The organism is Brevibacillus sp. MS2.2 (assembly GCF_013284345.1).
GTDB classification, from domain to species: Bacteria; Bacillota; Bacilli; order Brevibacillales; family Brevibacillaceae; genus Brevibacillus; species Brevibacillus brevis_C.
Window position 1 is genome coordinate 92,128 of sequence record NZ_JABSUZ010000006.1, and the last position, 23,439, is coordinate 115,566.

Genomic DNA, 23,439 nt, shown 5'->3' on the forward strand with positions numbered 1-23,439 from the left:
AGTAGCGGAACGTTTTCATAGATAATGGTCTATACAGGCTGTCTATGTCGTTCATACAATAGGAAAGCTGATCGAGAGAAGAACGAGGCAAAGGGGTGATGCCCGTGAAAAAGAAGAGAAGAGCTGCTGTACCGGTAAAGACACTGATTCTCGACAAGCCGGTTATCGCCGTGACGGGAAGCGCAGGGAAGACCACAACAAAGGAAATGATCTACACCATCCTGAATCTACGCATGCCCACATATAAATCGATGTACAACAAGAACTTCCTGGGAAATACAAGAGCGCATACCAAAAGAATTCGGGACGAGCACAAGGCCGCAGTGCTTGAGTATGGAATTTATCGAAGCGGTCATTTGCGACAGCACTGCAAAATCATCCAGCCATCTATGGGAGTCATTACGAATATAGGCACGGCTCATATTGGAAATTTTGGCGGTGATGCTAGGCAGCTGGCGTTAGCAAAAACGGAGTTAATTCGTCATATGAAACCCACGGGAACCATTTTTCTGAATTGGGATTGTCCCTATTCTCGCGAGTTTATTCAACAGCCTTACCTGGGTTCGTTCATGGGAAAAATCGTGACATTTGGCAAGGAGCATGAGGCGGACTATAAGGCGGGCCGAACGAAAACAGAAGGCAATGGGTTTCGATTCGAATGTTCTTTGCGTGGAGAAAAGGAGTCATTTTTTGTTCCTATTCCTGGCGAGCATAATTTATACAACGCATTGGCTGCTATCGCAGTCGCACATACGATGGGGATTCCCGTCGATGACATTCGTCACGGGTTAAGTCAGTTTCGCGGACAGCGAAAACGTCTTACCAGCTATCGACTCGCGAATAACATTCAGGTGCTGGATGATACCTTTAGTTCGAATCCGGATGCGGCCAAGGCAGCGATTGATGTGTTAAGCCAGGTCGGGCATACCACAAAGATCGCCGTGCTCGCCAGCATGCTGGAAATGGGCAAATACGACGTGAAAGGTCATGAGGATGTCGGGAAATATTTGAGTCAAAAAAATGTAGACTATTTATATACGCTGGGAAGTAGTGCTAGGTATATTGCAAGAGCAGCGATTCGCTCCGGATTTCCGGCAAATCGGGTGAGACATTGCTTGAGTAAGGCAGGCTTGCATCGGCGTCTAGCAAAACAACTGCAGCCAAATACAGCCTTTCTCGTAAAAGGATCAAATCGGTTGAAAATGGGAGAGACTGTGCAATTTTTGTGCAGGATTACAGCCCATCAAAGTAATCGAAACACTGGGAAAGGATAAAAGAGTGGGGACGCCTGCGGGGTGGCGGACAAGGGATTTATATACAGGCTATTGCGGAAAAAATAGGTGAATGACGGCGGGCAAACGCACATACCATCTGTGCGTTTGCTGCATTTCCTATAGGGAGACTAGTAGGAGGTGACACGTCATGTCATATCAATTTCCCCCTGGCGGCCGAGATGGTTCTCCAGATTTTCCAGGCTCCCCTGGTTCCCCCGGTTCACCAGGAGGTTTTCCCCCTCCGCCACCAGGTCCTCCACCGAGTAGGACGCCAAGTGCACCGGGAGCAAGAGGATATGGGGGAACACGCCGGATTGATGCTGGCGGATTCTATCCCTGCTTATATCGTTACACGTACGTTTGGCTGAAAAATGGTCGCTCTTTCTGGTTTTACCCCGTCTATGTCAGTCGTCACTCTGTAACTGGATACCGCTGGACTGGATATCGTTGGGAGTATTACGGGACAGACTTGAATCGAATCGCCTATTTTACCTGCTAACCGAATTTACGAGCAAAACGGCCATTCCTTGGGAGGATGGCCGCTTTATTTTGCATTCTTATTTTATGGAAAGTGAAAAATCTTTGTGATCATGAATGTCTTCCTTTTCCACATGGACCTTCACTGTATAATCTCCAGCAGTAGGGAACTGTGCGTTGCCTTCATACTGACCAGCCGCCGTTTCCGTTGCATCGACGAAGCTGTGCTTTTGGTCAGTTCCCCGCCAGAACTCGAACTTGACTGTCGCTTTGTCCAACGCTTTGTTGTCTTTCATGAGATGAACGGTGAGAGCAGTTGGTGTTGCTACTTGAATATTGTCGGCTGGAGAGAAATGATAATCAACGGTTTCCCCATTCGCGTGACCTGCCGCCTCATGATCATGTGACTGACCTGCGTTAGCTGGAGGTGCGGATGGCGTCGTCCCAGGCGTCTCACCAGCCTTGCTGTTTACGGTAAAAGGTGTCTTCTGCATATTGTGGAAATCACGTGCCGTTACATGGTAGTAGACAAAATAAGTGCCTGGCTCGCTAATGATTTGTTGGGCCGTGTAGATACCGTCTCCTTGCAGCGAAGCCGGGATCGTTTCATGCTTTTCTTGCCCATCTTTCCACCATTCGAACTTCACTTCCTTGGCGTCATCCACGGGTTGGCCATCTTGCGTAACTTTAACGGAGAAGGTAACGGTGTCGCCCGCTACAAGCTCCTTTGGTTCCAATGTAAAGGCAGCCTCAACGGGAGCTCCGGGTTGAAAAGCTTGTTGCTCGTTCTCTTTTCCACAAGCGGCTAAAAGGAGCATAAGCATGGATAAGAGCAGAATCATCGTACGTTTCATGTTGGATTACCCTTCCTTCTTCAATTTCAACAGTTCCTGATAAATTTGTTCGGGATCGAAATCGTCACCCATGCCGAATTTTTGAATGACGGCATTGTTATCATCCACGAGATATGTACTCGATGTATGAGAGATAAATCCATCATCCATCTTATTGGCAAAAAAGCCAAGCGAATTTGTAACCGTTTTGATCGTTTCGTCATCACCCCGAAGCAGGGTCCAGCCTTGTTCTTGAATCCCCAACTGCTTGGCATAGTAGCGCATGACCTCAGGGGTGTCGTTTTGCGGATCAATCGTGATGGTCAAAAACTCAACGTCTTGCCCCATCAAGTTTGCTTCGAGCAAGCGCTTTTGCAACTGAACCATTTTTACCGTTGTCGTGGGACAAATATCCGGGCAACGGGTATAAATCAGCTCCACTAAGCGAAACGTTTTCTTTTGCGGTGCTAGCGAATAGGATTGTCCATCGATGGTTTGCAGAGTTACATCAGGTAATTTCGCCTGGGCGTTTTTGGGCCCGAACCAAACCCAAGAAGCGACAAGAGCAACAAGGACAAGGACGGGTAACAACAAGAGCAACCGTCGGATTCGGATAGCGGTAGCAGGGGCGATATTCACGTGTGTGTGGCGCCTCCTTTCTGTTTCTTTTTGGCTATGGTGTCATGAGGCCGTCCTCTTCCTGATTCTTTTCTTTTCGATACCAGGTAGAGAAGATGTAAGCCAGGACGACTCCATACGTTAGCTCCTGCATGAGCTTCATTACTATTCCGCCCAGCCGTTGATCCTCCAGAGGGAGCAGTGGAACGGCGAACATCGATTTGTCGATCGGCGTGGAAAAGAATGGAGCGCAGAGCATGGACGGACCGTCTACATATGTCGTATACAACGGTGTTGCTGAAAAAATAATCAGTGCGCATGCAGGCGTAATCAAAACACCGTTAGCAAAGATGTAGGCAAGCTTTTGCAGTTCGGACAGACGGTGAATTTCCGGTATCGGCGCGACAACAGGCATCCACATCAAAATCGCAGTCACCAGCAGCAGTAAATGAATCAAATTATGCAGGGCCAGGTTGTTCATTGCCAAGTCTAAAATAACTGGCATATGGTAAAACGAGAACAGGGCATTGAACATGAGAATAGCAGGTATTGGGTGACTCGCTAAACGCATGAACAGCTTGAGCCCCCGACGATAGAACAGGCCGCGGATCAACCATGACGGGGTCCCTGCCAAGAGCAGCAAGGGCATTACGAGATAGAGTAACGATTGTTGCAGCATGTGGGCGCTAAACAAAAAATGTCCAGCCACGTTCAAAGGACTCCCCATACTAAAGTAAAAACCAATTAAGCCGAGAGTGAAAAAAGTCTTTTGCTTTCGCGTAACAGGTGTGGAATCTTGAAAAGTTTGGCGTAATGGTCCGGTCAGCGAGAAATAAGCCAGACCGATCAAGAAGGTCAAAAGAATCAGCTCTGGATTCCATGTCGCCCGAAAGCCAAAGGTTTCAGTGAAATAAGTGAGGGTCATGCGATTACCTCCGTTTTCAAGGATTATCCCCAGTACTCATTATAGGCAAATAACTGGAAAAGCCTAATGACTCGTTCGGGCTATTTCTTCCAAGAGAACGAAATTCTTCACATATTTGTCACGTATGTCCAATATGAAAAGAGCCTCCCGCAAAGAATTGTGGGAGGCTACCAAATGTTATGATTTTTTCTGCTCTTCCAACCAAGCTTTCCATTCGCTTGCTTCACGTCCACCGACGAGTCGAGCTACTTCCTTGCCGCCCTTGTAATGAACGAGGGTCGGAGTGAATTCGATGTTGTATTCACCATAGCTGGCGTTAAATTCTAGCAAATTGAGCTTTTTCATATCGATGTCCAAGCTTTTCACGATCGGTACAAGGACGGGGGTAGTTGCTTTGCAATGCTCACAAACCGGGCTGTAAAAGTAAACAAACGCGTCTTCCTGATTATCGAGTTTACCTTTGAGCTCATTAGGCATAATGAGATTATCGTACAGCGGGTCACTCAATTGTTCGAGAGTAGCGGGGTGCAAATTGGCTTTACCATAAGGGTTTCCTTCCGCAAGCTGACGGTTCGAAATGTCAGAGTACACGATCGCACCGATCAGGATCGCAGCCACAAGGATGGATAGAAAGATGACTTTTTTCATGAATCATTTCTCCTTTGCATTTTTCATAACGATGACAAGCAGGATGCTGATCAAGGTGAAGGCAATGAGTGCAAGGAACGGAATTGTGATAAAGCCTAGCCAGTTAATATAGTCCGTGTTGCATGGCACAATGCCGCAAGCGCTACCGAGATCTTGCAGGGCAGGTATTTTTTGAATCGAGTAATGATACAGCGATGTGAGTCCTCCTATGATGGAGAGAATCAAGGCGTACGACGCGATCTTGTCATCTTTCTTCGCGGTGGCCACTCCGAGTAAGATGACGAGCGGGTACATCAAGATTCGCTGGTACCAGCACAGGTCACACGGTATGTACTTTAACACCTCTGAAAAAAACAAACTGCCTCCTGTTGCGATCAGGGAGACTCCCCAAGCGGCAAACATGGCTTGTTCCACGATTTGCTGACGTTTCATATAAACACCTCGTCCATATCTTAACATATTACAAATCGAAAGTAGATTATAAAAAGTAATAATTTGTTGAACGAATGGGCTTGTCTCCCGCATCATACTGGATGCACTACCCGATGCGCTTGCAGCAGGTAGGAGCACCAGTGCGAAAGCTCCCAGTTTTCCCCGAGCACGATCAGTAGACCCGTACTTGTGGAGAGGATTGCCTATCCCGAATCGGTACGAACATGGTTTGAAGAGAAGGCCATTCGACGAGCATGACGCCTCGCCAATATCCTGCGCCACCATCAATGCCGACGATATTGTCTCTGCGCCAAGGACCGCTGCCTGTGTATTCAGGCAATCCGGGAACAGGGGTATGACCAAAGATGACAGGGAGTTCTCCATCATAATAAAGATAAAAAGGCTCGCGAATCCATAGTAAATCTTGCGGATTTTGATCCTGCAAGCGGATGCCGGGTCGAATGCCTGCGTGTACCAAAAGTACGGCTGGAGCTCCTGTTCGCGGATCGGCTGGCAGCTCTATATACAGAGGAAGAGACGACAAGGTTGGCAAGGTTGTTGGATAGCGAGAAAGGATGAATTGCCGCGCTTCTTCTTGTTCCTGCAAAGAAGGCGTCCGGTTGAGAAAAGCTCGCCGAAGCGGGTGATTCCCTAAGAAAGAACGTATGGTGGCATCGCCGCCATTGTAGCGCAGGTATAACTCCGGATTGCCGTTTCCGGACAGCCAATCCTCGAGCATTTGCTCGTGGTTGCCTTTTATGAGATAGATTTGGTTCGGATACGCCTGCCGAAGAGCGAGTAGATCGAGCAATACTTCCTTTGATTCAGGTCCTCGATCGATCATGTCCCCCAATACGTACAGACGATCACCAGCTTGGGGCGAGAAGGAAACGTCCCGCAGCGCCTTTTGAAAAGCCTGATTCTGACCATGTATGTCCGAGACTAAATAAGTAGTCAAACAAGATCACCCTCCTCGAGTACCCGTTATGCCTTTTAATAGGATATGCTTGTGTAAAGGGGAGGGTGAAAGTTGTGTCTCTTTCTCGATGGAATAGATGGGTGCACATATTTTGTAAACGAGAATAGAGATGCATAATGAGTCAAATACCCATACGGTGGGAGGATCAACGACAGATGGCTACTTCCTATCGCGACTATACATCGCCTAATACTCAGTTCACGTACGATCTGAGGAATAATCTGTTTTTCAAAAAGGACGATCGGAATTTTATCGATTCCCTGGGGATCGCACAATTAAATACATTGGGCAACAATTCGCTGCTGGATATTTTCCTGACAACGGGAAATGTAGTCGAGCCACACATTCATCAAAATGCAGCGGAGCTGGTGTATTGTATCGCTGGTGAGGCCATTGTGTCCTTAATCAATCCTTTTACTAATCAATTGCTCAACTACCATATTAAACCGAGACAAGTTGCCAATATCCCGCAGGGCTGGTGGCATTATGAAATGGCTTTGACAGACGATACGCATCTACTGGCTATTTTTGATGCGCCTGTTCCTGAGGTGATCTTTGGCTCCGATATTTTGCGGTTGACTCCAGCAAGTGTGTGGGCACATACGTATTGTTTAGACGAAGCAAAGGTAAAAGAAACATTTGCGCCTCTTACCCAAACAGTCGTGATTGGACCGCCTGTAGGATGTCAGCAGCAGGGGCAGTTGCCAGCTAGAGCAGCCTCAAGCCAGTACCCGTCCTATGGCTACTCGAGTCAGTTGCCAGACAGTTACGGTTATTACGATGCCTACTATGTGCAGCAGGGTGGGTATGGACAGCGCCCAGTCTATCAACAGCCGACGGGATATCCGTCACAACCCGTTTATCCATCCTACTGAATGGAAAGACAGATGGTGTCCTGATGGGCAGGTCTCCCAATTCCGGCATTCTTCTATTACAATCAGGAGAAGAACATTTTCAAAGAAGAAGGGGAGACCATGATGGATCATCTGGCACACTGGTTGCGGACATCTTCCTATACAGTTGTATTCACCGGAGCAGGCATGTCGACAGAGAGTGGCTTGCCTGATTTTCGTTCACAGTCTGGACTATGGCGTGGTAAAGATCCGATGCAACTCGCGAGTACTCGCGCGATGATGGAGAATCGGGAAGCGTTTGTGGAATTTTATCAGATGCGCATTCAAGGACTGCTGTCATGCAAGCCACACGCCGGACATGAATGCTTAGCTGAATGGGAGCGGCGTGGATTGGTTCATGGGATCATTACACAAAATGTAGACGGCTTTCATCAAGCGGCGGGAAGCTTGGCTGTAGCCGAACTCCATGGCTCCCTTGCGAAAATCCGCTGTCTTGCCTGCGGGACCGAGTATGCCAATACACGCTATCTACAGGAACAAGGGACGATTTGCGCATGCGGAGGATTTTTGCGTCCGGGTGTTGTCCTGTTTGGCGAATCTTTGCCGCAATCGCAAGTCGATCAGGCCATCTCGTGGACCGAACAAGCCGATTTGTTCATCGTATTAGGCTCTTCGCTTACCGTGAGTCCGGCCAATTGGTTTCCGCAGCATGCAAAAGAAAGAGGAGCCAAACTGGTCATTGTCAATCAGGAACCAACCCCATTGGATGCGTGGGCAGATGAGGTCATCCAAAATGAACGGATCGGCGACGTGCTGCAAAGAGTAGGACAGTCGTTAGAAGAATAAAAGCAGGCGTGCTCGATGAAAAGAGTACGCTTCTTCTGTTTGGGCTCGTTGACATACCTTATTGCTGGTGACGCTTCCTATTTTATTTTTATCCAGGTGTCATTATTACTTAATATTCAATATTTTACCATTAATGAGACGTCATTCCAATATTTGCTCGATCCATTGAATCACCCTAGAGCTTGCGCGAAAAACATGATACCATCGAGTGTAAGATTTATATGGCTTCTCGATAAGCAAATAGAAAAGTACAGGTGACGTTCATGCAAATATTATCAGTAGAAAACCTCTCCAAAGGTTTTGGAGAAAAAGTATTGTTTGATAACATTTCCTTTCATATTGCCGAGCAAGAGCGAATTGGTCTGATCGGTGTCAATGGTACGGGAAAATCCTCGCTCTTGAAAATCGTGGCGGGCTTGGATACTGCCGATAGCGGGAAAATTGTTCACGCGAATCATTTCCATGTGGAGTATTTGCCGCAAAATCCCGATTTTGACGAAAGCTCTACGGTACTGGAACAAGTATTTTATGGTGATTCTCCGCTCATTCAGCTTTTGCGTGATTATGAAACAGCGCTTGAGGCTGTTCAGGAAATGCCTGACGATGAGAAAAAGCAGGCGCGATTGTTTGCTGTTCAAAACAGGATGGATGCGGCTGACGCGTGGGAGAGCAATACGCAAGCCAAAATGATCCTGACCAAGCTGGGCCTGCACAATTTCTCACAAAAGGTAGGAGAGCTCTCTGGTGGACAAAAAAAGCGGGTAGCAATGGCGCGTGCTTTGATCCAACCAGCAGACCTGCTCATTTTGGATGAGCCTACCAACCATATTGACAATGAGACAGTCGAGTGGCTGGAAGAGTATTTGTCCCGCTACAAGGGTGCTTTGCTGCTCGTCACCCATGATCGTTACTTCCTGGATCGCGTGACGAACCGCACGTTTGAGCTGGATCGCGGCAAGCTGTACAGCTATGAAGGCAATTATGCGATGTTCCTGGAGAAAAAGGCGGAGCGTGAAGAAAACGAAGCGGCCGTTGAGAGCAAGCGACAAAATCTGCTTCGTCGTGAGCTGGCATGGCTTCGTCGTGGAGCAAAAGCACGGACAACCAAACAAAAGGCACGTGTGCAACGGGCGGAAGAGTTGCGAGATAAAGTAGTAGATGGACCTGCTGCCAAGATGGAAATGGCACTCGGGGCCAGCCGTCTCGGCAAAAAGGTGATCGAGCTTACGAACATCCATAAGGCGTACGGTGAGCGAAAACTGATTAACGATTTCAGCTATATTGTCCTGCCGGGTGATCGTGTGGGGATTATCGGGCCAAACGGAAGTGGGAAAACAACTCTCTTGAACATGCTTGCAGGAAGAATTCAACCGGATAGCGGTTCATTGGAGATCGGGACGACTGTTAAAATCGCCTACTACACGCAGGACAATGTCGAGATGGACGAAAAGCTGCGCGTCATCGAATATGTAAAGGAAGCAGCAGAGGTCATTCAGACGAGCAATGGCGAGTCGATCACGGCTTCACAAATGCTGGAGCGGTTCCTGTTTTCGCCGCATATGCAATGGACACCGATTTCCCGCCTGTCTGGGGGAGAACGTCGTCGTCTCTATCTGCTCCGTACGCTGATGGGAGAGCCGAATGTGCTGTTTTTAGATGAGCCTACGAATGATTTGGATATTCAAACGCTCAGTATTTTGGAAGACTATCTCGAGCAATTCCCAGGCGCAGTCATTACGGTATCGCATGACCGCTATTTCCTCGATCGTACCGTTGACCATTTGTTTGCTTTTGAGGGGCAAGGAAACATTCGTCATTATTATGGCAACTACTCCGAGTACCTGGAAGAAAGACGCCAGGAAAAAGCAATACAGGTGCAAGAAGCGGATCCACAGGCAGAAAAGACGCAAAGCAACAGCGGGGCTAATCGCGGAAACAACCGCACACGCAAGCTGTCTTACAAGGATCAGAAGGAATGGGATGCGATTGAAGGCAAGATCGCGGCTTTGGAAGAGCGCAGCGTCCAGCTAAAGCAAGAGATTGCAGCGTCTGGCAGCGATTACGGCAAAATTGAAAAGCTCTATGCAGAAGAACAGCAAGTGGCGGCAGAGCTGGAAGCAACCATTGAGCGTTGGGCGGAATTATCAGCATTGGTAGAGGAATTGGAGCAAGGGAAATAATTAGTGGCGTAGCCAGTAATTGAGGGCTGGGAAAGCGACGCTTCCACCTGTAGACTAGAGTAGATTACTAGAGTAGAGGAGTCGCTGTCGTTGCCTGCCTATAAGTTAGACCCGGAATGGGTGATGTCTTACCTAGAGCTGCAAGAACAGCAGCTCTCTTCCGAAGTGCATCCAGAGGATAAAGAAGTGATCATGAACAAGATCAGGGAAATGACGTTATCGATCATGTACAAACAAGCGAGAAGATTTCTTGTATACTTGGAAGCGGATGAAACGGAAGCAGAAAGAACGAAAAAGACTCATCTTATGTAAAGAAGACCCGCCTTGGTTTAAGAGAGGCGGGTCATTTCATGTTTATGTTTATTGCTGTCTGATTCGAACAGGCGTACCGATGGGCACGATTTTTCCCAGAGCATTCACGTCCTCATTGTACATGCGAATACAGCCGTGAGATACATACTTGCCGATAGAAGAGGGGTTGTTCGTGCCGTGAATGCCGTAGTGTGGTTTACTTAGCCCCATCCATAAGGTGCCGAATACACTCAAAGGACCTCCCGGATAAGAATTCGGATAGGGGACTTTGTTGATGATGGTAAAATCCCCTCGTGGCGTCGATGTGGCAATTTTGCCCAAGGCAACAGGATAAGAGCGGATGAGTTGGTTCCCATCGAACAGATCGAGACGTAGCTTTGCAATCGAGATGCGGATGTTGTAGGACGGCAGCTTTTTCACCTCCCCCACAAGCGTTACGAAATGCCGCTGCTACTATCTTATGAAAACGAGTGGAACCGGTACCGTTCTCTTATGATTAATGTAGTTTGACATCTAACGAAAACGTATCCGGATAGCGCAGGCCGTCACGATAGAACAAGGTTCGCACCCAGACGTACATCCGTAAAGGAATGGAAGGAAAGACGATGGCCAACTTACCTTCTTCCAAGACAGGCAAATCGAGCGGGGATTGAATTTCATAAGGGACTCCTTCTTGATCAAGCAACGTTTTGTAATGTTGGGCCTCGCTCCAGCTAACAGGATAATAAAATGATTTTTCCATCCAATTCCAACACCTTTCCAGGTTTCACTGCTTACCATTGTATGTAAAACATTTGAGATAAAAAAAGAAACAAACGCCACAGTCATTGAAAAATAGGCAGTCCAATTGAGGTTTCTAAAGTGTCGTCTACGCAAAAAACGTCATGATTTTCCCAGAAAATGCGTGTAAAGTGGAAGTAAGCACAAACTGGAGGGACACGGGAATGAAGCAGACACACTTGCACTTTAACATGCAAATAGGCAGGAAAAAGCCAGTGAGTGTAAACAACACAGAGACGGCCTGTCCTTTTTGTGATCGAAACAGTCTCACAGACGTTTTGGAGCAGCGGGGCTCCATGATTTGGCTCAAGAACAAATTCCCTGTTTTGGAGGATACGCATCAGACTGTTTTGATTGAGACGGATGAATGTCAAGGGGATTGGTCTGTCTATTCCAAAGAGCATGTACGAGCATTGCTGGCATTCGGGATAGAGAAGTGGCTTGAAATGGAGCAAAGCAACTCTTATCGATCCGTCCTGTTTTTCAAAAACCACGGCCCGTATTCCGGGGGGAGCATCCGTCATCCACACATGCAGATCGTCGGATTACATGACTACAACTATTTGGATCAGGTAAAAGACAGTGATTTTATTGGCATAACCATCGATCAGGAGGCGGGGATTGAATGCAATCTTTCTACGCATCCACGTGCAGGTTTTTTTGAATACAATGTCATTCTATCAGACTTTGATCAATTGCCGAAAATGGCAGACTACTTACAAATTTTAGCACATTGGATACTGACTCATGTCAATCCGCGTAACCAAAGCTACAATTTTTTCTTTTACCATTGGGGAGAAAAGCTGATCGCTAAAGTAGTTCCGAGGTTTGTTACCTCGCCTCTTTACGTAGGCTATTCGATTCCGCAGGTCGCCAATAATTTGGAAGAAATGGTGGCTGAATTGCAACGACGATACTTCTAATCAAAGAAGGGGTGCTTAGGCGATGACGTATACGATCACGGCAAGAAAAACACTCACCTCAGGAGAACTGGCACAGATTAAAGAATTGGTTGCGATTTGCAATGAGCAGGATGGGCTTGATCTCAAAGTAAACCCGGGTATGCTGGAAAAGCGTTCGGGAGAGCATGAAGAAGACTTTGTATGTTATGCGGATGGAAAGCTGGTTGGCTTTCTAGGGCTCTACGTGTTTCATGGCGGTGAGGCAGAAGTGAGCGGCATGGTCCATCCAGCCTACAGAAGAAAAGGCATATTCACAGCGTTGCAAGCACAAGCCGCAGATGCATGCAGGCGAAGAGGTATTCCGTCGCAGTTGTTTATCATTCAGCGAGATTCGCAAAGCGGCAAGTCATATATGGAGCGAATCGGCGGGGAGTATCAATTCTCGGAATATTGGATGGATTTAGGGGAGAAACAAAGAGCAACGGTTTCAGGAAACGTACTGCTTCGACCGGAGATCGCCAGTGACTACGAAACATTGATTTGGCTGAACGTCCATGGTTTTCAAATGGAGGAAGAACGCGCAAGGGAAATGGCCGAAAACATGGCGGGTGATCCCAAATCCACCACGCATTTAATGATTGTCGATGATAAGGCCATTGGCAAAATAAGCGTGAACAAGGATGAGAGCAAGGCGTTTATTTATGGATTTTGTGTCCACCCAGATCACCAAGGGAAAGGATATGGACGCCAGGCTTTGGCACAAACGATCGAGAGGCTGGTGGAAGAGGGATGTCCGCAAGTATCACTGGAGGTAGCCTGTGAAAACAGCAGTGCTTTGGGGCTGTATGAATCATGCGGTTTTTTTGTAAAGTCGGCCAATGATTACTACAAGCTGGCGTTGTAGTGGGCAAACTGCTTTTCACTATCTCTCAGGTTGGAAAACGGATCAGGATACATGCTACGATAGACGGGAAGCATGTAGCGTTGTAAAAAGGTTGTTCAAAAAGCCGTCTTTTGATCACGAGGTATTCGTGACTTTTTGAACATGCATAATTAAGGAGTGACTCACTATGAAACTGTTGTCCATCGAACCGACGCCGAGTCCAAACGTCATGAAGCTGAATGTAGACGAGCGTTTGCCGGATGGGGTCCAACATGTCTATACAAAGAAAGATGCGAGTAAAGCACCAGAACTCATGAACAAGCTTTTGGAGATCGATGGGGTTACCTCCATTTTTCATACGGCAGATTTTCTCGCGCTGGAGCGAAAGTCCAATGCAGATTGGCAGCGTATTTTGACTGTCGCACGCGAGGTATTGCAAGCAGGTGCAGGAGCGGCTGTTCCTGACATGTCTGCGGAGGAAGCGGGGGCATTCGGAGAGGCGCAAGTGTACATTCAAATGTTCCGCGGGGTACCGATGCAGGTCAAGGTGACAATGGGAACGGAACAGATTCGTGCAGCGCTGCCAGAGCGTTTTGGACAGGCAGCCGTGCGTGCAGGCTCTGCGTCGCCGAACCTCATTATGGAACGAAAATGGGTCGAGCATGGCGTGCGCTATGGCGATTTGCGCGAGATTGGCGAGGAGGTCGCATTGGAAGTCGATGCCTCCTATCCAGAGAGCCGTGTGGAAGAAATCGTGGAACAGGCCATGGCGCTTGGTCCCGGGGAAACCCCAGAGCCAGTCGTGCGTGAAAAGAAAGTCGTTACCCTGGAGATGCTCGATGATCCAGATTGGCAAAAAAGATATGAAGCGCTGGATCGAATGGAGCCTACTGAAGAGGATTTGCCTGTTTTGGAAAAAGCGCTTCGTGATAGCAATCCGTCGATTCGCAGGCTTGCGGTTGTGTATCTCGGCATGATTGGCGGCGACGACGTTTTCCCGCTGCTGTTTGAAGCGCTCCGCGATGATTCCGTCTCTGTACGACGCACAGCAGGCGATACCTTGTCCGACTTGGGGGACACGCGCGCGATTCTACCGATGTGTGAAGCGTTGAAGGATAAAAACAAGCTGGTACGCTGGCGTGCTGCTCGCTACTTGTTTGAGGTGGGGGATGAAACGGCCTTGGACGCTTTGCGTACCGCACAGAACGATCCTGAGTTTGAGGTCAGCTTGCAGGTTCAGATGGCCGTGCAGCGCATTGAAAGCGGCGAGGCGGCTAGTGGTACCGTTTGGCAGCAAATGACTCGCCGAAACGAATAGTTCACTGCTTCCAGTTGCGCTAGAGCCCTCTATCAAGTAGATTACTGCGATAGAGGGCTTTTTTTGACGTGTTTTCGTTGGCTGGATATACAGTGAATAGCGGGGCATACTGCTTCAAGAAGAGCGGTCAACAAGTTGGTTCATTAGGTAAATATTGGTATAAGTCAGTATAAAAATAGACACAGTTCAATAATAGTTGACTTCCACCTTATCCATCCCTTAGACTAGGATAGGGTTTAGCTTATGTATTCAACATCGCTAGTGCGTAGGGGAGATTGTGTATGACAACCAATCACTATGACGTTGTTATTGTAGGTGGGGGACTAGCTGGTCTTTCCAGTGCCGCCTACCTGTCGTCGAAAGGCAAAAAAGTTGCAGTTTTGGAACGCGGTCAATTGGGTGGACGTGCCGTTACACTGAAGATCAAAGGATTTAACTTTAACTTCGGTGCCCACGCCATTTATGCTCGCGACAGCTCCGTTTTGAGAACGTTTGAAAAAGAATTGGGTCTGAACATCGATTGGCAGGATTTCAATCCGACAAAAGCCAAGTACGATATTGGTAGCGATCTGACTGCAGTTCCAGCGAATGTACAAGGACTTTTCCAAACGAAGCTCTTAAAAGGTATGGACAAAGTATTGTTCACGTTTGAGATTTTGAAAACGATGCTAAAAATGGAGAAAGGCCATCCACATATGTCGATTCAAAAGTGGATGGAGAAAAAGCAAGTCAACGAAGAAGTGCGAGAAATGATGTTGACGCTTGCCTCTTCCAACTTCTTCACACGTGAGCCTGAAAAGATTCCTTCTGACGTTTTCTTTTCTTACTACAGCCGTTTGTTTACAACGAATAAACCGGTAGCGTATATCGGTGGCGGCTGGCAAGCATTGATCAATGAATTCGTGCGTGTGATTGAAGCAAATCAGGGTACGATTCTGATCAAAACCAAAGTAGAAAAGTTCCAAGTAGAGAATGATCGTGTGGTTGGAGTGGTGACACCGGAGGGCGAATTTACGGCGGATGAATTTATTTGCTGTATTCCGCCGAAGGAGATGGCGAAGGTCTTTGCGGAGACGCGCCTGGAACATGCGGTTGCACAGCATGCTGAATACGAGCCAACGGTTGTTATGGTGTATGACATTGGCTTGAAAGAGCGAATTGACGTACCGTTCTCCTACATCTACGAAAAAGCAAACAATATTTTCATTACCGATATTTCGTATTATGACCGTACTTGTGTACCTGAAGGCGGGCAGTTGTTGCAGGCGACTGCTTACATGCGTCAGGATGAAGTAGGGAACAAGGAAGCGGCAGAAATCCGCAAACAAGAGATTGAAAACCTGTATGACAAGCATTTCCCAGGCTGGCGTGAGCAACTGGTTGTGCCGCGCGTTTCTGCTCGTGCAGTCGTACAGGAGATCAAGTGGACCATGAATCAGAAGCCAATGCCGATTTTCATGCCGGATTACCGCAACCTGTTCTTCGCGGGTGACTGGTGTGAAGGCCAAGGCCAACTGTCTGAGCTGTCTTTCTCTAGCGCGATGAACGTTGCCAAGCTGATTTTGGAAAAAGAATAATTCGATGACGAGCGGGTGTTCCTTGGCGAAAGGAATGCCTGCTTGTTTTTTCTCATTCAACGTTTTAAAGAAAAAAGCCCGCCAATGGAGATGGCAGGCCACATGGATTACGCTTTCTGACAATATACGTGATAAACGAGATGGCCGATTTGCGCCATGACGTCGGCAGCATCTTTTTGCTCGAGTCCCTTGTTTAAAATGGACAAGGTAACAGCATGAGAACCGATGTAGAGGATGCCGACATCATGCGTGATTTTGGTCACAGAGCCAGTCTTGTTGGCGAATTCCCATTTCGGAATCATCCCGATCACATCACCGTCCGGGTCAGGCAAAAGGAAGGGGATGCGGTCACGGTGCTGCTGAGTCTTCAAGATGGCGACCATTTTCAAACAACTGTCGTAGGAGATCACTTTTCCTGTTGCCAAATATCGGAGGTGGCTTCCCATGTCTTTTGCCGTCACCTCATTGTAACCTTCCAATTCGGCTGGGACGACCATGAGCTTGTTGTAGAAGTTACTGTTTGTCATTTCTGTTTTTTGCATCGCGTTGCGAATGCTCTCAGTTCCGACGAGATCAATCATCATGTTCGTCGCCGTATTGTCACTTTGGATGATCATCAGGGTAACCAGGTCGCGAATCGTAAATTCAGTGCCGGGAGTCATATGCTGAAGAACACCTGCACCGCCAACGAGATCCTCTTTACGCAGCTTGATCTTGTCCTCTAAGGCAAACTTGCCTGCGTACGCCTCTGCAAAAACAGCTGTCATGATCGGGACTTTGATCACACTGGCTGCGTAGAAGCGTTGATCTTCGTTGATGGATAATGTTTCACCGGTACGCAAATCTTCGAAAAAGATTCCCCATTCCCCGCAAGCGTCCTTGATCAGGCTGGATATTTGGGCAAAAAGACTGGATAACATGTAGACCCATCTCCTTTTGTTTCGATGTAGACAAAATTTTCTCAAGATAATATTATTTAGTCATGCTCCTAACAATCAAGAAGAATTATTCCTAAGATGGGGGTTTTGCTGTTGCATAAGTGGAAGAAATTATCATTTTGTGCTGTTCTGTTAACCAGTTTAGCATTCGCAGGTTGTGGAACACCACAAGCAAGCACCACGGGGGAGACGACAGGTGCAAAGCAGGAGCAGAGTAGCGCCCCCCAAACGATGCAGGTCAACCTGAATTCTGGTGAGCCAAGCACGATCGACCCTGGACTGGCAGAAGATATCCCTTCGATGTCTGTTGCCCGTGCAGCATTTGATGGCCTCCTGCGCTTGAATGAAAAAGGCGAGCTGAAAGAGGCGGTCGCAGAGAAATACGAGGTTTCCGCTGATGGTCTCACGTACACCTTCCATCTGCGGGAGTCCAAATGGACCAATGGAGATCCGGTTACCGCTCATGACTTCGAGTATGCATGGAAACGGGTTCTCGACCCGAAAACCGCTTCCGGTTACGCGTACCAGATGTACTATTTGAAAAATGGGCAAGCCTTTAACGCCAACAAGGCAAAAGCCGAAGATGTCGGCGTGAAGGCAACAGACGACAAGACACTGGTTGTTACGCTGGAAAACCCGGCACCGTTTTTCCCGGAATTGGTTGCATCTGTCACCTATTTCCCGGTCAATAAAAAAGCGGTTGAGGGAAACAAAGAATGGGCTTCGAAGCCAGAGACGTACATTACAAACGGGCCATTTAGCTTGAAAAATTGGGAGCACAAATCAAAGATCGAATTCGAAAAGAGCGATTCTTACTGGGATAAGGACGCTGTCAAATTATCCAAGCTGACCTTAAACATGATCGAGGATGCCAATACGGAGCTATCGATGTTTGAGAAAGGTGATCTGGATTGGGCAGGCTCACCACTGGGCGATTTGCCACTGGATGCGCTGGATGCTCTGAAGGAATCCGGAAAGATGCAAGCTCAAGCGACAGCGGGTACGTACTGGTACATTTTCAATACGACGCAAAAGCCGTTTGACAACAAAAAGATTCGTCAGGCATTTGCTACGGCAGTCAATCGTCAGGAAATCTCCGATAATGTCGTACCATACAAGAGCACGCCAGCGACGGGAATTCTCCCGCCAACCATGGCACTCACACCAGAGGGCTATATCAAAGACGGCGATGTAGAGACAGCGAAGAAGCTCTTGGCAGAAGGCATGAAAGAAGCGGGGATCAAAGAGTTGCCACCGATCACGATTGCATACAATACGTCAGAGGTCAATTCGCGTATTGCGACAGTCATTCAGGATCAATGGCGCAAAGCATTTGGCATCGAAGTCAAACTGGTAAACAAAGAGAACAAGGTTCACCGTGAGGACATGAAGCAAGGAAACTTCACCATCGGTCGTGGTAGCTGGATTGGCGATTTCAACGATCCGATCAACTTCCTGGAAGTCTTCAAGGGGGGACTGAATACATCCAAATGGGAAAACAAGGAGTTCCTCGATTTGCTCGCACAGTCTGCCAAAGAAGGGGATGTAGCGAAGCGCAAGGAAATCCTCAAGAAAGCTGAACAAATCGTCATGGATGAAATGCCTGCGTTGCCAATCTACTATTTCACCTACGCATGGGTGAAGCAGGATAGCGTAAAAGATGTGGTAGTAGATGCACTCGGGTTCATCGACTTCAAGTACGCTTCCAATCAAAAGTAATCATGAGTCTATAAGGGAGTGACTGGTGTGCGTCCGATCATTGGTGTGGCATGTACGAAAATGTATTTTCCGAAGAACGATCTCGACCAGTTTTTCTATGTAGGTTCAGGCTATGTGAACGGAATTGCGCGCAGTGGCGGTACTCCACTGATCTTGCCACTGCTGACGATTCAGGATGCTCCGTTTCGTGAGATGATCGAATCGCTGGACGGCTTGATACTGTCCGGTGGTGAAGATCCTGCGCCGCATTTGTACGGCGAAGATCCGCTACAAGGGCTGGGCGATATCAATTACGAAAGAGACATCACGGAGCTTGAGATTATCAAGATTGCGCTGGAGCTGAAAAAGCCAATCCTGGGCATTTGCCGCGGGATGCAAATATTGAATGTGGCGTGTGGCGGCACCCTCATTCAAGATATCCCAAGCCAAGTACCAGGAGCGTTACAGCATGCGCAGAAGGGTTCACGGCAATACGGGGCACACAAGATTACGCTGCAACCTGGCTTTGTAGCGGATGCTCTTGGAAAGACAGAGGTGCTCGTGAATACTTCTCACCACCAAGCAGTCAAAGACATAGCACCGGGCTTCAAAGTCACAGGATGCGCGGCTGACGGTGTGATTGAGGCGATAGAAAGCCTCGACGGGCTACATGTAGGCGTACAGTGGCATCCAGAGCGGATGTGGGCACACGACGACGACATGTTGAAGATTGCCGAGGCATTTGTTGCCCGGATAAAGCAGTTGAAGCTGCAAGCGACTAACTAGAATAGAAATGTGAGAAACCGTTCTGGGATTGCCTAGAGCGGTTTTTTGCATGCAGGAAGACTCTGCGATGGTAGAGCCTCGCGTATCGCAGCGGATATAAGGGGGGGTCAGTGTTAGCGTGGTGAAACAAGGATAAATGACAGGCAGAATCGAACTTCACGTAAGAGAATGGATTTTCGTGAGGTGAGTTTTTGAAGAAAATAATTGTTGTTATTTTGCTTTTTCTACTCGTTTTTCCAAGGTTCCTCTTCGCAGAGTATTTTGCTGAACGCGAAATCAAAATGATAACTGCAAACTATTATCAAGCGCTTATCGACGAAGACTATGAAAAAGCATTCCACACCCTTTTTCTTTATGATGTTGCGGAGGGTAAGCATCCAACTGATGGCACGACGTTAAGTGACCAGGAAGCGAAAGAATTATACATGAAAAAGATCGCTTTCTTAAAAGCTCATCATTACAAACTTAACGATTATGAGATCAAAAAGATTAGATACGAAGATGGGCATACCGCCTTTCTTGAAATGCAGCTTGAAGTTGAGCATGATGGACAAAAATTTCAATATGCTGAAACTGTACATGTATGGGGAGAAAAGGTATGGATTATGGGAGAGGAGGACGATCCGTTCAGAACATATCGGGATGGGAAAATGAAATTTCCGCTAGCCCCAGTAAACTAAGCATAGAGGTGAGAGAAATGTTAAAGGTCGGAGACTCGGCTCCCGTCTTTACGGCGGAGAGCACAAAAGGGACCATTGATCTTAAGGATCACATCGGCAAAGAAAATATCGTCCTCATTTTCTATCCGGGAGATGATACCCCGATTTGCACGAAGCAGCTATGTGCGGTTCAGGATCACTACACCAAAATCGAACAAGCAAACACTGTCGTATTTGGCGTCAATCCCGGTGGTATGGTCAAGAAGCGCTCGTTTGCTGATAAGTTCCGTTATGAATTTCCATTAATCGTGGATGAAGACGAATCGATTCGAAAAGCATATGATGTCGGCAAGGTTCTTGGACTGTTTTTCCAGCAACGCATCGTGTACATGATAGGCAAAAACGGAAATATCATCTACGCCAAAAAAGGGAATCCACCAGTATCAGAGCTGCTACAGGTACTGGAAAGCCAAGTCTAGGACGTTCTCGCTTGCGTCAATGGAACAAAACAGGGATAATAGAAATGAGAATGTATGTTTGGTGGGTATCCCTATGAAAAAAATTCTTCACTTGGATATTGACGCATTTTTTGCGAGTGTAGAGCAGTTAGATCGCCCCGAATTGCGGGGGAAGCCGGTCATTGTCGGGGGAACTGGCAATCGTGGTGTCGTATCTACCTGTAGCTACGAGGCTCGAAAATATGGTGTTCGCTCTGCAATGCCTGTCGCCATGGCGAGGAAAAAATGTCCGCAAGGCTTTTATTTGCCTGTACGCTATAGCCGTTATATCGAAAAATCTGCTGAGGTCAGACAGATATTTACTTCTTATACAGAGAGTTATCAAACAGTGGGTCTAGACGAGGCTTATTTAGACGTGTCCCATTATGAGAATGCGGTACCCATCGCCCGCGATATTAAGAGGCGAATCAAACGGGAGACCGGACTTACTTGCAGCATCGGGCTTTCCTACAATATGTCGTTGGCTAAGATTGCCAGTGATTTGAAAAAGCCGGATGCTTTTGTAATCATCCGACCTGAGCAAGCTTTGGATGTGCTGCGGTCGTTGCCAATTGGCACCTTGCATGGAGTTGGCAAAAAGTCGCAAGAGTTGCTCGCGAAAAAGGGGATTGAGACGGTAGAGGATTTTTGGAGGCTTTCACTCGATGAAGCCACTACATTATTTGGGAAGTTTGGTCGTTCCCTCTATTACCGGGCGAGAGGAGAAGACAATCGCGAAATCGAGATGGATCGCGCGCCGAAATCATTGAGCCGTGAAACGACACTGCCCTTTGATTTGTTTGACAGGGATGCGATTGCTCCGATTGCCACCTCCCTCTTGCGTGAGGTCGAAGAGGACATCCGCGAAGAAGGAGTCGAGCCCCAGACGATAACGCTCAAAATCAAGTATGCGGACTTTACCCAGCGGACCAAGCAACACAAGGCTGTGACTGGAGCCAACTGGCAGGAGCTGTTGGACGATTTGCTCGACGCCTTTGACTATACAGCGGGCGTTCGATTGGTGGGCGTAGGCTTTTCGAATTTTGCCGAGCAGCAAGGGGAGAGATACGAACAGCTCTCGATGTTTTCGTGGAAGCTGGGGAAGTAAGGGGGGAGAACGGTGGAGACAGAGAATGCCTTTCATTGCTGTGCGACCTGTATTCATTTTCGCGTGGAGAAAGGTACGGGAGGAGTCAGCTATCGATGTTCTCGTTTAACTTATGAGACGCGTCCGGACTATCGCTTCCAATGCTGGACTCCGACAGAGAAGGTCAAGCGACTGATGGAAGCACGTAAAAGTCAACGATAGCGACAAAAAGAGGCACCCCCTTCGTCAGTACCGACTAGGAGGTGCCTGTTCTATTCATTTGTCAGGTCGAGGACCATCACTTCCTCCGGTCCATCCATTTCGCCATTTGAGGTAAAGCCGAAAGACTCATACAGCTTGCGAGCGAACTCGTTTTCGGGATGAATGCTCAAGTAAATGCGCGTACAACTGTAGCGTCTGTACATTTCTTCAACGAGCATGTGCAGAAACTTTTTGGCGTACCCCTTACCCTGATGGTGACCATCAAGCATAAAGCGATCCAGCCAAATTCGGCCATTCTCTATTTCTATTCCGTGCATGGCATAACCGACAGCGATGTCCTTGTCATACAGACCGCATGATATCCATTCCGGTTCAAAACCCGATTGGGCGATGGAAAAAGCGTTGCTCTCGATGAAGGCCTGTTGACCTTCCGTTACAGTCAAGCAGGCAATGTGGCGCCAATTTTCTTTCGTAATTTCACGAATAGACAAACTCACAATTTCATCTCGCTTTCATTCGTGTAAAGACGGGCGGATTTGCTTGCTTTTAATTGGACAAAAAGTAAAATGCCAAAGCCAAGGATGGACGCTGCCACGATTAGGAGGGCAGAGGACACAGGTAGTAAATCCGTCAAAATTCCCCCTGCGAGCGGGCCTGCAACCATTCCGATTCCGTGAAACATATTAAAGAGAGAGTACGCCGTGCCGTATGCGCCGCTTCCTCCTTGGTCAATGATGGCCCCCAACGTACTCAAGGTTGGCGATAAGGTAAAACCAATACTAGCCCCAACCAAGGCCATTGCGAGCATTGCCTGCCAGAGGGAGTCCGCCCACGCCAAAAGTGGCAGAAACACAGCCAGCGTAATAATTCCGCCAAACATGAGCTTATACGGATTCATGCGGCTGGAAAGGGAGCCGGCAACTGGCGCGATCAGTCCGTATGCGAGTGTCATGACCCCAAACAAAAGACCAATCGTTGTCGGTGTCATGCTGAGTTTCTCTGTAAAAAATACGGGCAACGTCGGTTCCAGCAAACAAAGGGAAATCTCAGCCAGCAATACGATTCCAGCGATAAAGATGACTTGTGGATTGCGGATGAATCCACCGACATGAAGCTTTTCACTGACAGTTCTCGTCGTGTCTTCCTTCAAGAACAAGTAGACCAGCACAATGTTGATCACGGTAAAGGTTGCTGCTGCCAGGAAAGGCATGCGATGGTCACTGATTTCAAACAACCATCCGCCAATCGGCGCTCCAAGTAATGTACCGGTCGAAATCGCCGTCAATGCAATTCCCATAACAGCTCCGCGCATTTTGGATGGGAACAAATCCGCCAAGAGGGCAAGGGCAGTTGGCCATGTAGCCGCAGCAGCAATACCTTGAACAAAACGAGCGGTAATCAGCAAGGCCATTGTCTCAGCGAAAGCAAACAATAACGTGGACGCGGCGAGACCGAGCAAGCCGATCAAAAGCATGGTCCGTCTGCCGATCCGATCGGATATCGGCCCGAAAATAGGGGTGGCAATGAGCATCGCGACGGCATAGCTGCTAAACAGTACGCCCATCATGGTGGAGGAGGGCGCAAGCATTTCCGTAAAATAAGGAACAATCGGAATCAACAAGCTGTATAGCAGCATGTCGATGAAAAGGATCAGAATGACAAACAAGAGTCCTATTCGTTGTTGTTTGGTCATTTGTGTAAAAATGGACATGAT

Annotated in this window: 27 protein-coding genes; 16 read left to right on the plus strand and 11 right to left on the minus strand. The window is 47.9% G+C overall.

The window, feature by feature from the left end; translation table 11 throughout:
• Positions 1-98: 98 nt before the first annotated feature.
• Positions 99-1,274, plus strand: coding sequence for a UDP-N-acetylmuramoyl-tripeptide--D-alanyl-D-alanine ligase (locus HP568_RS07335; protein WP_173628755.1), 1,176 nt, complete (start codon positions 99-101; stop codon positions 1,272-1,274).
• A gap of 148 nt (positions 1,275-1,422) precedes the next feature.
• Positions 1,423-1,773, plus strand: a complete 351-nt coding sequence (locus HP568_RS07340) for a transporter (RefSeq protein ID WP_173628756.1) — start codon at positions 1,423-1,425, stop codon at positions 1,771-1,773.
• 58 nt (positions 1,774-1,831) lie between these two features.
• On the opposite strand, the gene HP568_RS07345 is transcribed toward HP568_RS07340, so the two are convergent.
• From HP568_RS07345 to HP568_RS07370, 6 genes are all read right to left on the minus strand, one after another.
• Positions 1,832-2,605: a FixH family protein gene (locus HP568_RS07345; RefSeq protein WP_173628757.1), complete on the minus strand. Its 774-nt coding sequence runs from the start codon at positions 2,603-2,605 to the stop codon at positions 1,832-1,834.
• Positions 2,606-2,611: 6 nt separating this feature from the next.
• Complete coding sequence (locus tag HP568_RS07350; RefSeq protein ID WP_048032214.1) at positions 2,612-3,223, minus strand: SCO family protein; 612 nt, start codon at positions 3,221-3,223, stop codon at positions 2,612-2,614.
• A gap of 34 nt (positions 3,224-3,257) precedes the next feature.
• Complete coding sequence (ctaG, locus tag HP568_RS07355) at positions 3,258-4,127, minus strand: cytochrome c oxidase assembly factor CtaG (protein WP_173628758.1); 870 nt, start codon at positions 4,125-4,127, stop codon at positions 3,258-3,260.
• Between the two features lie 177 nt (positions 4,128-4,304).
• Entirely contained in the window at positions 4,305-4,775 is a 471-nt protein-coding gene (locus HP568_RS07360) for a thioredoxin family protein (protein WP_056490950.1), read from the minus strand.
• 3 nt (positions 4,776-4,778) lie between these two features.
• Positions 4,779-5,207, minus strand: coding sequence for a disulfide oxidoreductase (locus HP568_RS07365; RefSeq protein ID WP_007727820.1), 429 nt, complete (start codon positions 5,205-5,207; stop codon positions 4,779-4,781).
• A 172-nt stretch (positions 5,208-5,379) separates the two neighbouring features.
• Positions 5,380-6,165: a metallophosphoesterase family protein gene (locus tag HP568_RS07370; RefSeq protein WP_048032216.1), complete on the minus strand. Its 786-nt coding sequence runs from the start codon at positions 6,163-6,165 to the stop codon at positions 5,380-5,382.
• Positions 6,166-6,341: 176 nt separating this feature from the next.
• Here HP568_RS07370 and HP568_RS07375 point away from each other — a divergent pair, with 176 nt between their 5' ends.
• The 4 genes from HP568_RS07375 to HP568_RS07390 all read left to right on the plus strand — a co-directional run bounded on the left by HP568_RS07375 (position 6,342) and on the right by HP568_RS07390 (position 10,378).
• Positions 6,342-7,061, plus strand: a complete 720-nt coding sequence (locus HP568_RS07375) for a cupin domain-containing protein (protein WP_173628759.1) — start codon at positions 6,342-6,344, stop codon at positions 7,059-7,061.
• A gap of 102 nt (positions 7,062-7,163) precedes the next feature.
• Positions 7,164-7,886, plus strand: a complete 723-nt coding sequence (locus HP568_RS07380; RefSeq protein ID WP_173628806.1) for an NAD-dependent deacylase — start codon at positions 7,164-7,166, stop codon at positions 7,884-7,886.
• A 263-nt stretch (positions 7,887-8,149) separates the two neighbouring features.
• Positions 8,150-10,066, plus strand: a complete 1,917-nt coding sequence (locus HP568_RS07385) for an ABC transporter ATP-binding protein (protein WP_173628760.1) — start codon at positions 8,150-8,152, stop codon at positions 10,064-10,066.
• 90 nt (positions 10,067-10,156) lie between these two features.
• Positions 10,157-10,378 (plus strand): hypothetical protein, encoded by a 222-nt coding sequence (locus tag HP568_RS07390; protein WP_007727805.1) that lies wholly within the window; start codon positions 10,157-10,159, stop codon positions 10,376-10,378.
• 48 nt (positions 10,379-10,426) lie between these two features.
• On the opposite strand, the gene HP568_RS07395 is transcribed toward HP568_RS07390, so the two are convergent.
• Positions 10,427-10,798, minus strand: a complete 372-nt coding sequence (locus HP568_RS07395; RefSeq protein WP_048032220.1) for a L,D-transpeptidase — start codon at positions 10,796-10,798, stop codon at positions 10,427-10,429.
• Positions 10,799-10,874: 76 nt separating this feature from the next.
• Complete coding sequence (locus tag HP568_RS07400; RefSeq protein ID WP_048032221.1) at positions 10,875-11,120, minus strand: hypothetical protein; 246 nt, start codon at positions 11,118-11,120, stop codon at positions 10,875-10,877.
• Positions 11,121-11,322: 202 nt separating this feature from the next.
• On the opposite strand from HP568_RS07400, the gene HP568_RS07405 reads away from it, so the two are divergent.
• The 4 genes from HP568_RS07405 to HP568_RS07420 all read left to right on the plus strand — a co-directional run bounded on the left by HP568_RS07405 (position 11,323) and on the right by HP568_RS07420 (position 15,838).
• On the plus strand, positions 11,323-12,081 hold the full coding sequence (locus HP568_RS07405; protein WP_173628761.1) for a DUF4931 domain-containing protein: 759 nt from the start codon (positions 11,323-11,325) through the stop codon (positions 12,079-12,081).
• A 22-nt stretch (positions 12,082-12,103) separates the two neighbouring features.
• Positions 12,104-12,964, plus strand: a complete 861-nt coding sequence (locus HP568_RS07410) for a GNAT family N-acetyltransferase (RefSeq protein ID WP_173628762.1) — start codon at positions 12,104-12,106, stop codon at positions 12,962-12,964.
• A 166-nt stretch (positions 12,965-13,130) separates the two neighbouring features.
• Positions 13,131-14,261 carry a virulence factor gene (locus HP568_RS07415; protein ID WP_173628763.1) on the plus strand — a complete coding sequence of 377 codons (1,131 nt, stop codon included), beginning with the start codon at positions 13,131-13,133 and terminating at the stop codon, positions 14,259-14,261.
• 281 nt (positions 14,262-14,542) lie between these two features.
• The gene (locus tag HP568_RS07420) at positions 14,543-15,838 is read left to right on the plus strand and encodes a phytoene desaturase family protein (protein ID WP_016742568.1); all 1,296 of its coding nucleotides are present in this window, start codon (positions 14,543-14,545) and stop codon (positions 15,836-15,838) included.
• Positions 15,839-15,945: 107 nt separating this feature from the next.
• Here the strand turns inward: HP568_RS07420 and HP568_RS07425 are convergent, their stop codons facing one another.
• Positions 15,946-16,758, minus strand: coding sequence for a serine hydrolase (locus tag HP568_RS07425; protein ID WP_173628764.1), 813 nt, complete (start codon positions 16,756-16,758; stop codon positions 15,946-15,948).
• Positions 16,759-16,869: 111 nt separating this feature from the next.
• Between HP568_RS07425 and HP568_RS07430 the strand changes: the two genes are divergently transcribed.
• From HP568_RS07430 to HP568_RS07455, 6 genes are all read left to right on the plus strand, one after another.
• Positions 16,870-18,495 carry a peptide ABC transporter substrate-binding protein gene (locus tag HP568_RS07430; RefSeq protein WP_048035755.1) on the plus strand — a complete coding sequence of 542 codons (1,626 nt, stop codon included), beginning with the start codon at positions 16,870-16,872 and terminating at the stop codon, positions 18,493-18,495.
• A 27-nt stretch (positions 18,496-18,522) separates the two neighbouring features.
• Complete coding sequence (locus HP568_RS07435) at positions 18,523-19,260, plus strand: gamma-glutamyl-gamma-aminobutyrate hydrolase family protein (RefSeq protein ID WP_048032226.1); 738 nt, start codon at positions 18,523-18,525, stop codon at positions 19,258-19,260.
• 191 nt (positions 19,261-19,451) lie between these two features.
• Positions 19,452-19,940: a hypothetical protein gene (locus HP568_RS07440; protein WP_048032227.1), complete on the plus strand. Its 489-nt coding sequence runs from the start codon at positions 19,452-19,454 to the stop codon at positions 19,938-19,940.
• Between the two features lie 17 nt (positions 19,941-19,957).
• Positions 19,958-20,398 (plus strand): peroxiredoxin, encoded by a 441-nt coding sequence (locus HP568_RS07445; RefSeq protein ID WP_048032228.1) that lies wholly within the window; start codon positions 19,958-19,960, stop codon positions 20,396-20,398.
• Between the two features lie 73 nt (positions 20,399-20,471).
• Entirely contained in the window at positions 20,472-21,524 is a 1,053-nt protein-coding gene (locus tag HP568_RS07450; protein WP_048032229.1) for a DNA polymerase IV, read from the plus strand.
• A 12-nt stretch (positions 21,525-21,536) separates the two neighbouring features.
• Complete coding sequence (locus tag HP568_RS07455; RefSeq protein WP_048032230.1) at positions 21,537-21,725, plus strand: hypothetical protein; 189 nt, start codon at positions 21,537-21,539, stop codon at positions 21,723-21,725.
• Positions 21,726-21,775: 50 nt separating this feature from the next.
• Here HP568_RS07455 and HP568_RS07460 read toward each other — a convergent pair whose 3' ends face one another.
• Both HP568_RS07460 and HP568_RS07465 read right to left on the minus strand, forming a co-directional pair.
• On the minus strand, positions 21,776-22,222 hold the full coding sequence (locus HP568_RS07460) for a GNAT family N-acetyltransferase (protein WP_048032231.1): 447 nt from the start codon (positions 22,220-22,222) through the stop codon (positions 21,776-21,778).
• On the minus strand, positions 22,219-23,436 hold the full coding sequence (locus HP568_RS07465; RefSeq protein ID WP_173628765.1) for an MFS transporter: 1,218 nt from the start codon (positions 23,434-23,436) through the stop codon (positions 22,219-22,221). Before HP568_RS07465 ends, HP568_RS07460 begins: the two co-directional genes overlap by 4 nt.
• Positions 23,437-23,439 lie beyond the last annotated feature (3 nt).

Coding starts and splice junctions, on each gene's coding strand:
- HP568_RS07450 (WP_048032229.1), top strand. CDS start 20,472: ATGAAAAAAATTCTTCACTTGGATATTGACGCATTTTTTGCGAGTGTA.
- HP568_RS07415 (WP_173628763.1), top strand. CDS start 13,131: ATGAAACTGTTGTCCATCGAACCGACGCCGAGTCCAAACGTCATGAAG.
- HP568_RS07400 (WP_048032221.1), bottom strand. CDS start 11,120: ATGGAAAAATCATTTTATTATCCTGTTAGCTGGAGCGAGGCCCAACAT.
- HP568_RS07360 (WP_056490950.1), bottom strand. CDS start 4,775: ATGAAAAAAGTCATCTTTCTATCCATCCTTGTGGCTGCGATCCTGATC.
- HP568_RS07410 (WP_173628762.1), top strand. CDS start 12,104: ATGACGTATACGATCACGGCAAGAAAAACACTCACCTCAGGAGAACTG.
- HP568_RS07365 (WP_007727820.1), bottom strand. CDS start 5,207: ATGAAACGTCAGCAAATCGTGGAACAAGCCATGTTTGCCGCTTGGGGA.
- HP568_RS07345 (WP_173628757.1), bottom strand. CDS start 2,605: ATGAAACGTACGATGATTCTGCTCTTATCCATGCTTATGCTCCTTTTA.
- HP568_RS07380 (WP_173628806.1), top strand. CDS start 7,164: ATGGATCATCTGGCACACTGGTTGCGGACATCTTCCTATACAGTTGTA.
- HP568_RS07335 (WP_173628755.1), top strand. CDS start 99: ATGCCCGTGAAAAAGAAGAGAAGAGCTGCTGTACCGGTAAAGACACTG.
- HP568_RS07385 (WP_173628760.1), top strand. CDS start 8,150: ATGCAAATATTATCAGTAGAAAACCTCTCCAAAGGTTTTGGAGAAAAA.
- HP568_RS07465 (WP_173628765.1), bottom strand. CDS start 23,436: ATGTCCATTTTTACACAAATGACCAAACAACAACGAATAGGACTCTTG.
- HP568_RS07425 (WP_173628764.1), bottom strand. CDS start 16,758: ATGTTATCCAGTCTTTTTGCCCAAATATCCAGCCTGATCAAGGACGCT.
- HP568_RS07340 (WP_173628756.1), top strand. CDS start 1,423: ATGTCATATCAATTTCCCCCTGGCGGCCGAGATGGTTCTCCAGATTTT.
- HP568_RS07420 (WP_016742568.1), top strand. CDS start 14,543: ATGACAACCAATCACTATGACGTTGTTATTGTAGGTGGGGGACTAGCT.
- HP568_RS07445 (WP_048032228.1), top strand. CDS start 19,958: ATGTTAAAGGTCGGAGACTCGGCTCCCGTCTTTACGGCGGAGAGCACA.
- HP568_RS07405 (WP_173628761.1), top strand. CDS start 11,323: ATGAAGCAGACACACTTGCACTTTAACATGCAAATAGGCAGGAAAAAG.
- HP568_RS07375 (WP_173628759.1), top strand. CDS start 6,342: ATGGCTACTTCCTATCGCGACTATACATCGCCTAATACTCAGTTCACG.
- ctaG (WP_173628758.1), bottom strand. CDS start 4,127: ATGACCCTCACTTATTTCACTGAAACCTTTGGCTTTCGGGCGACATGG.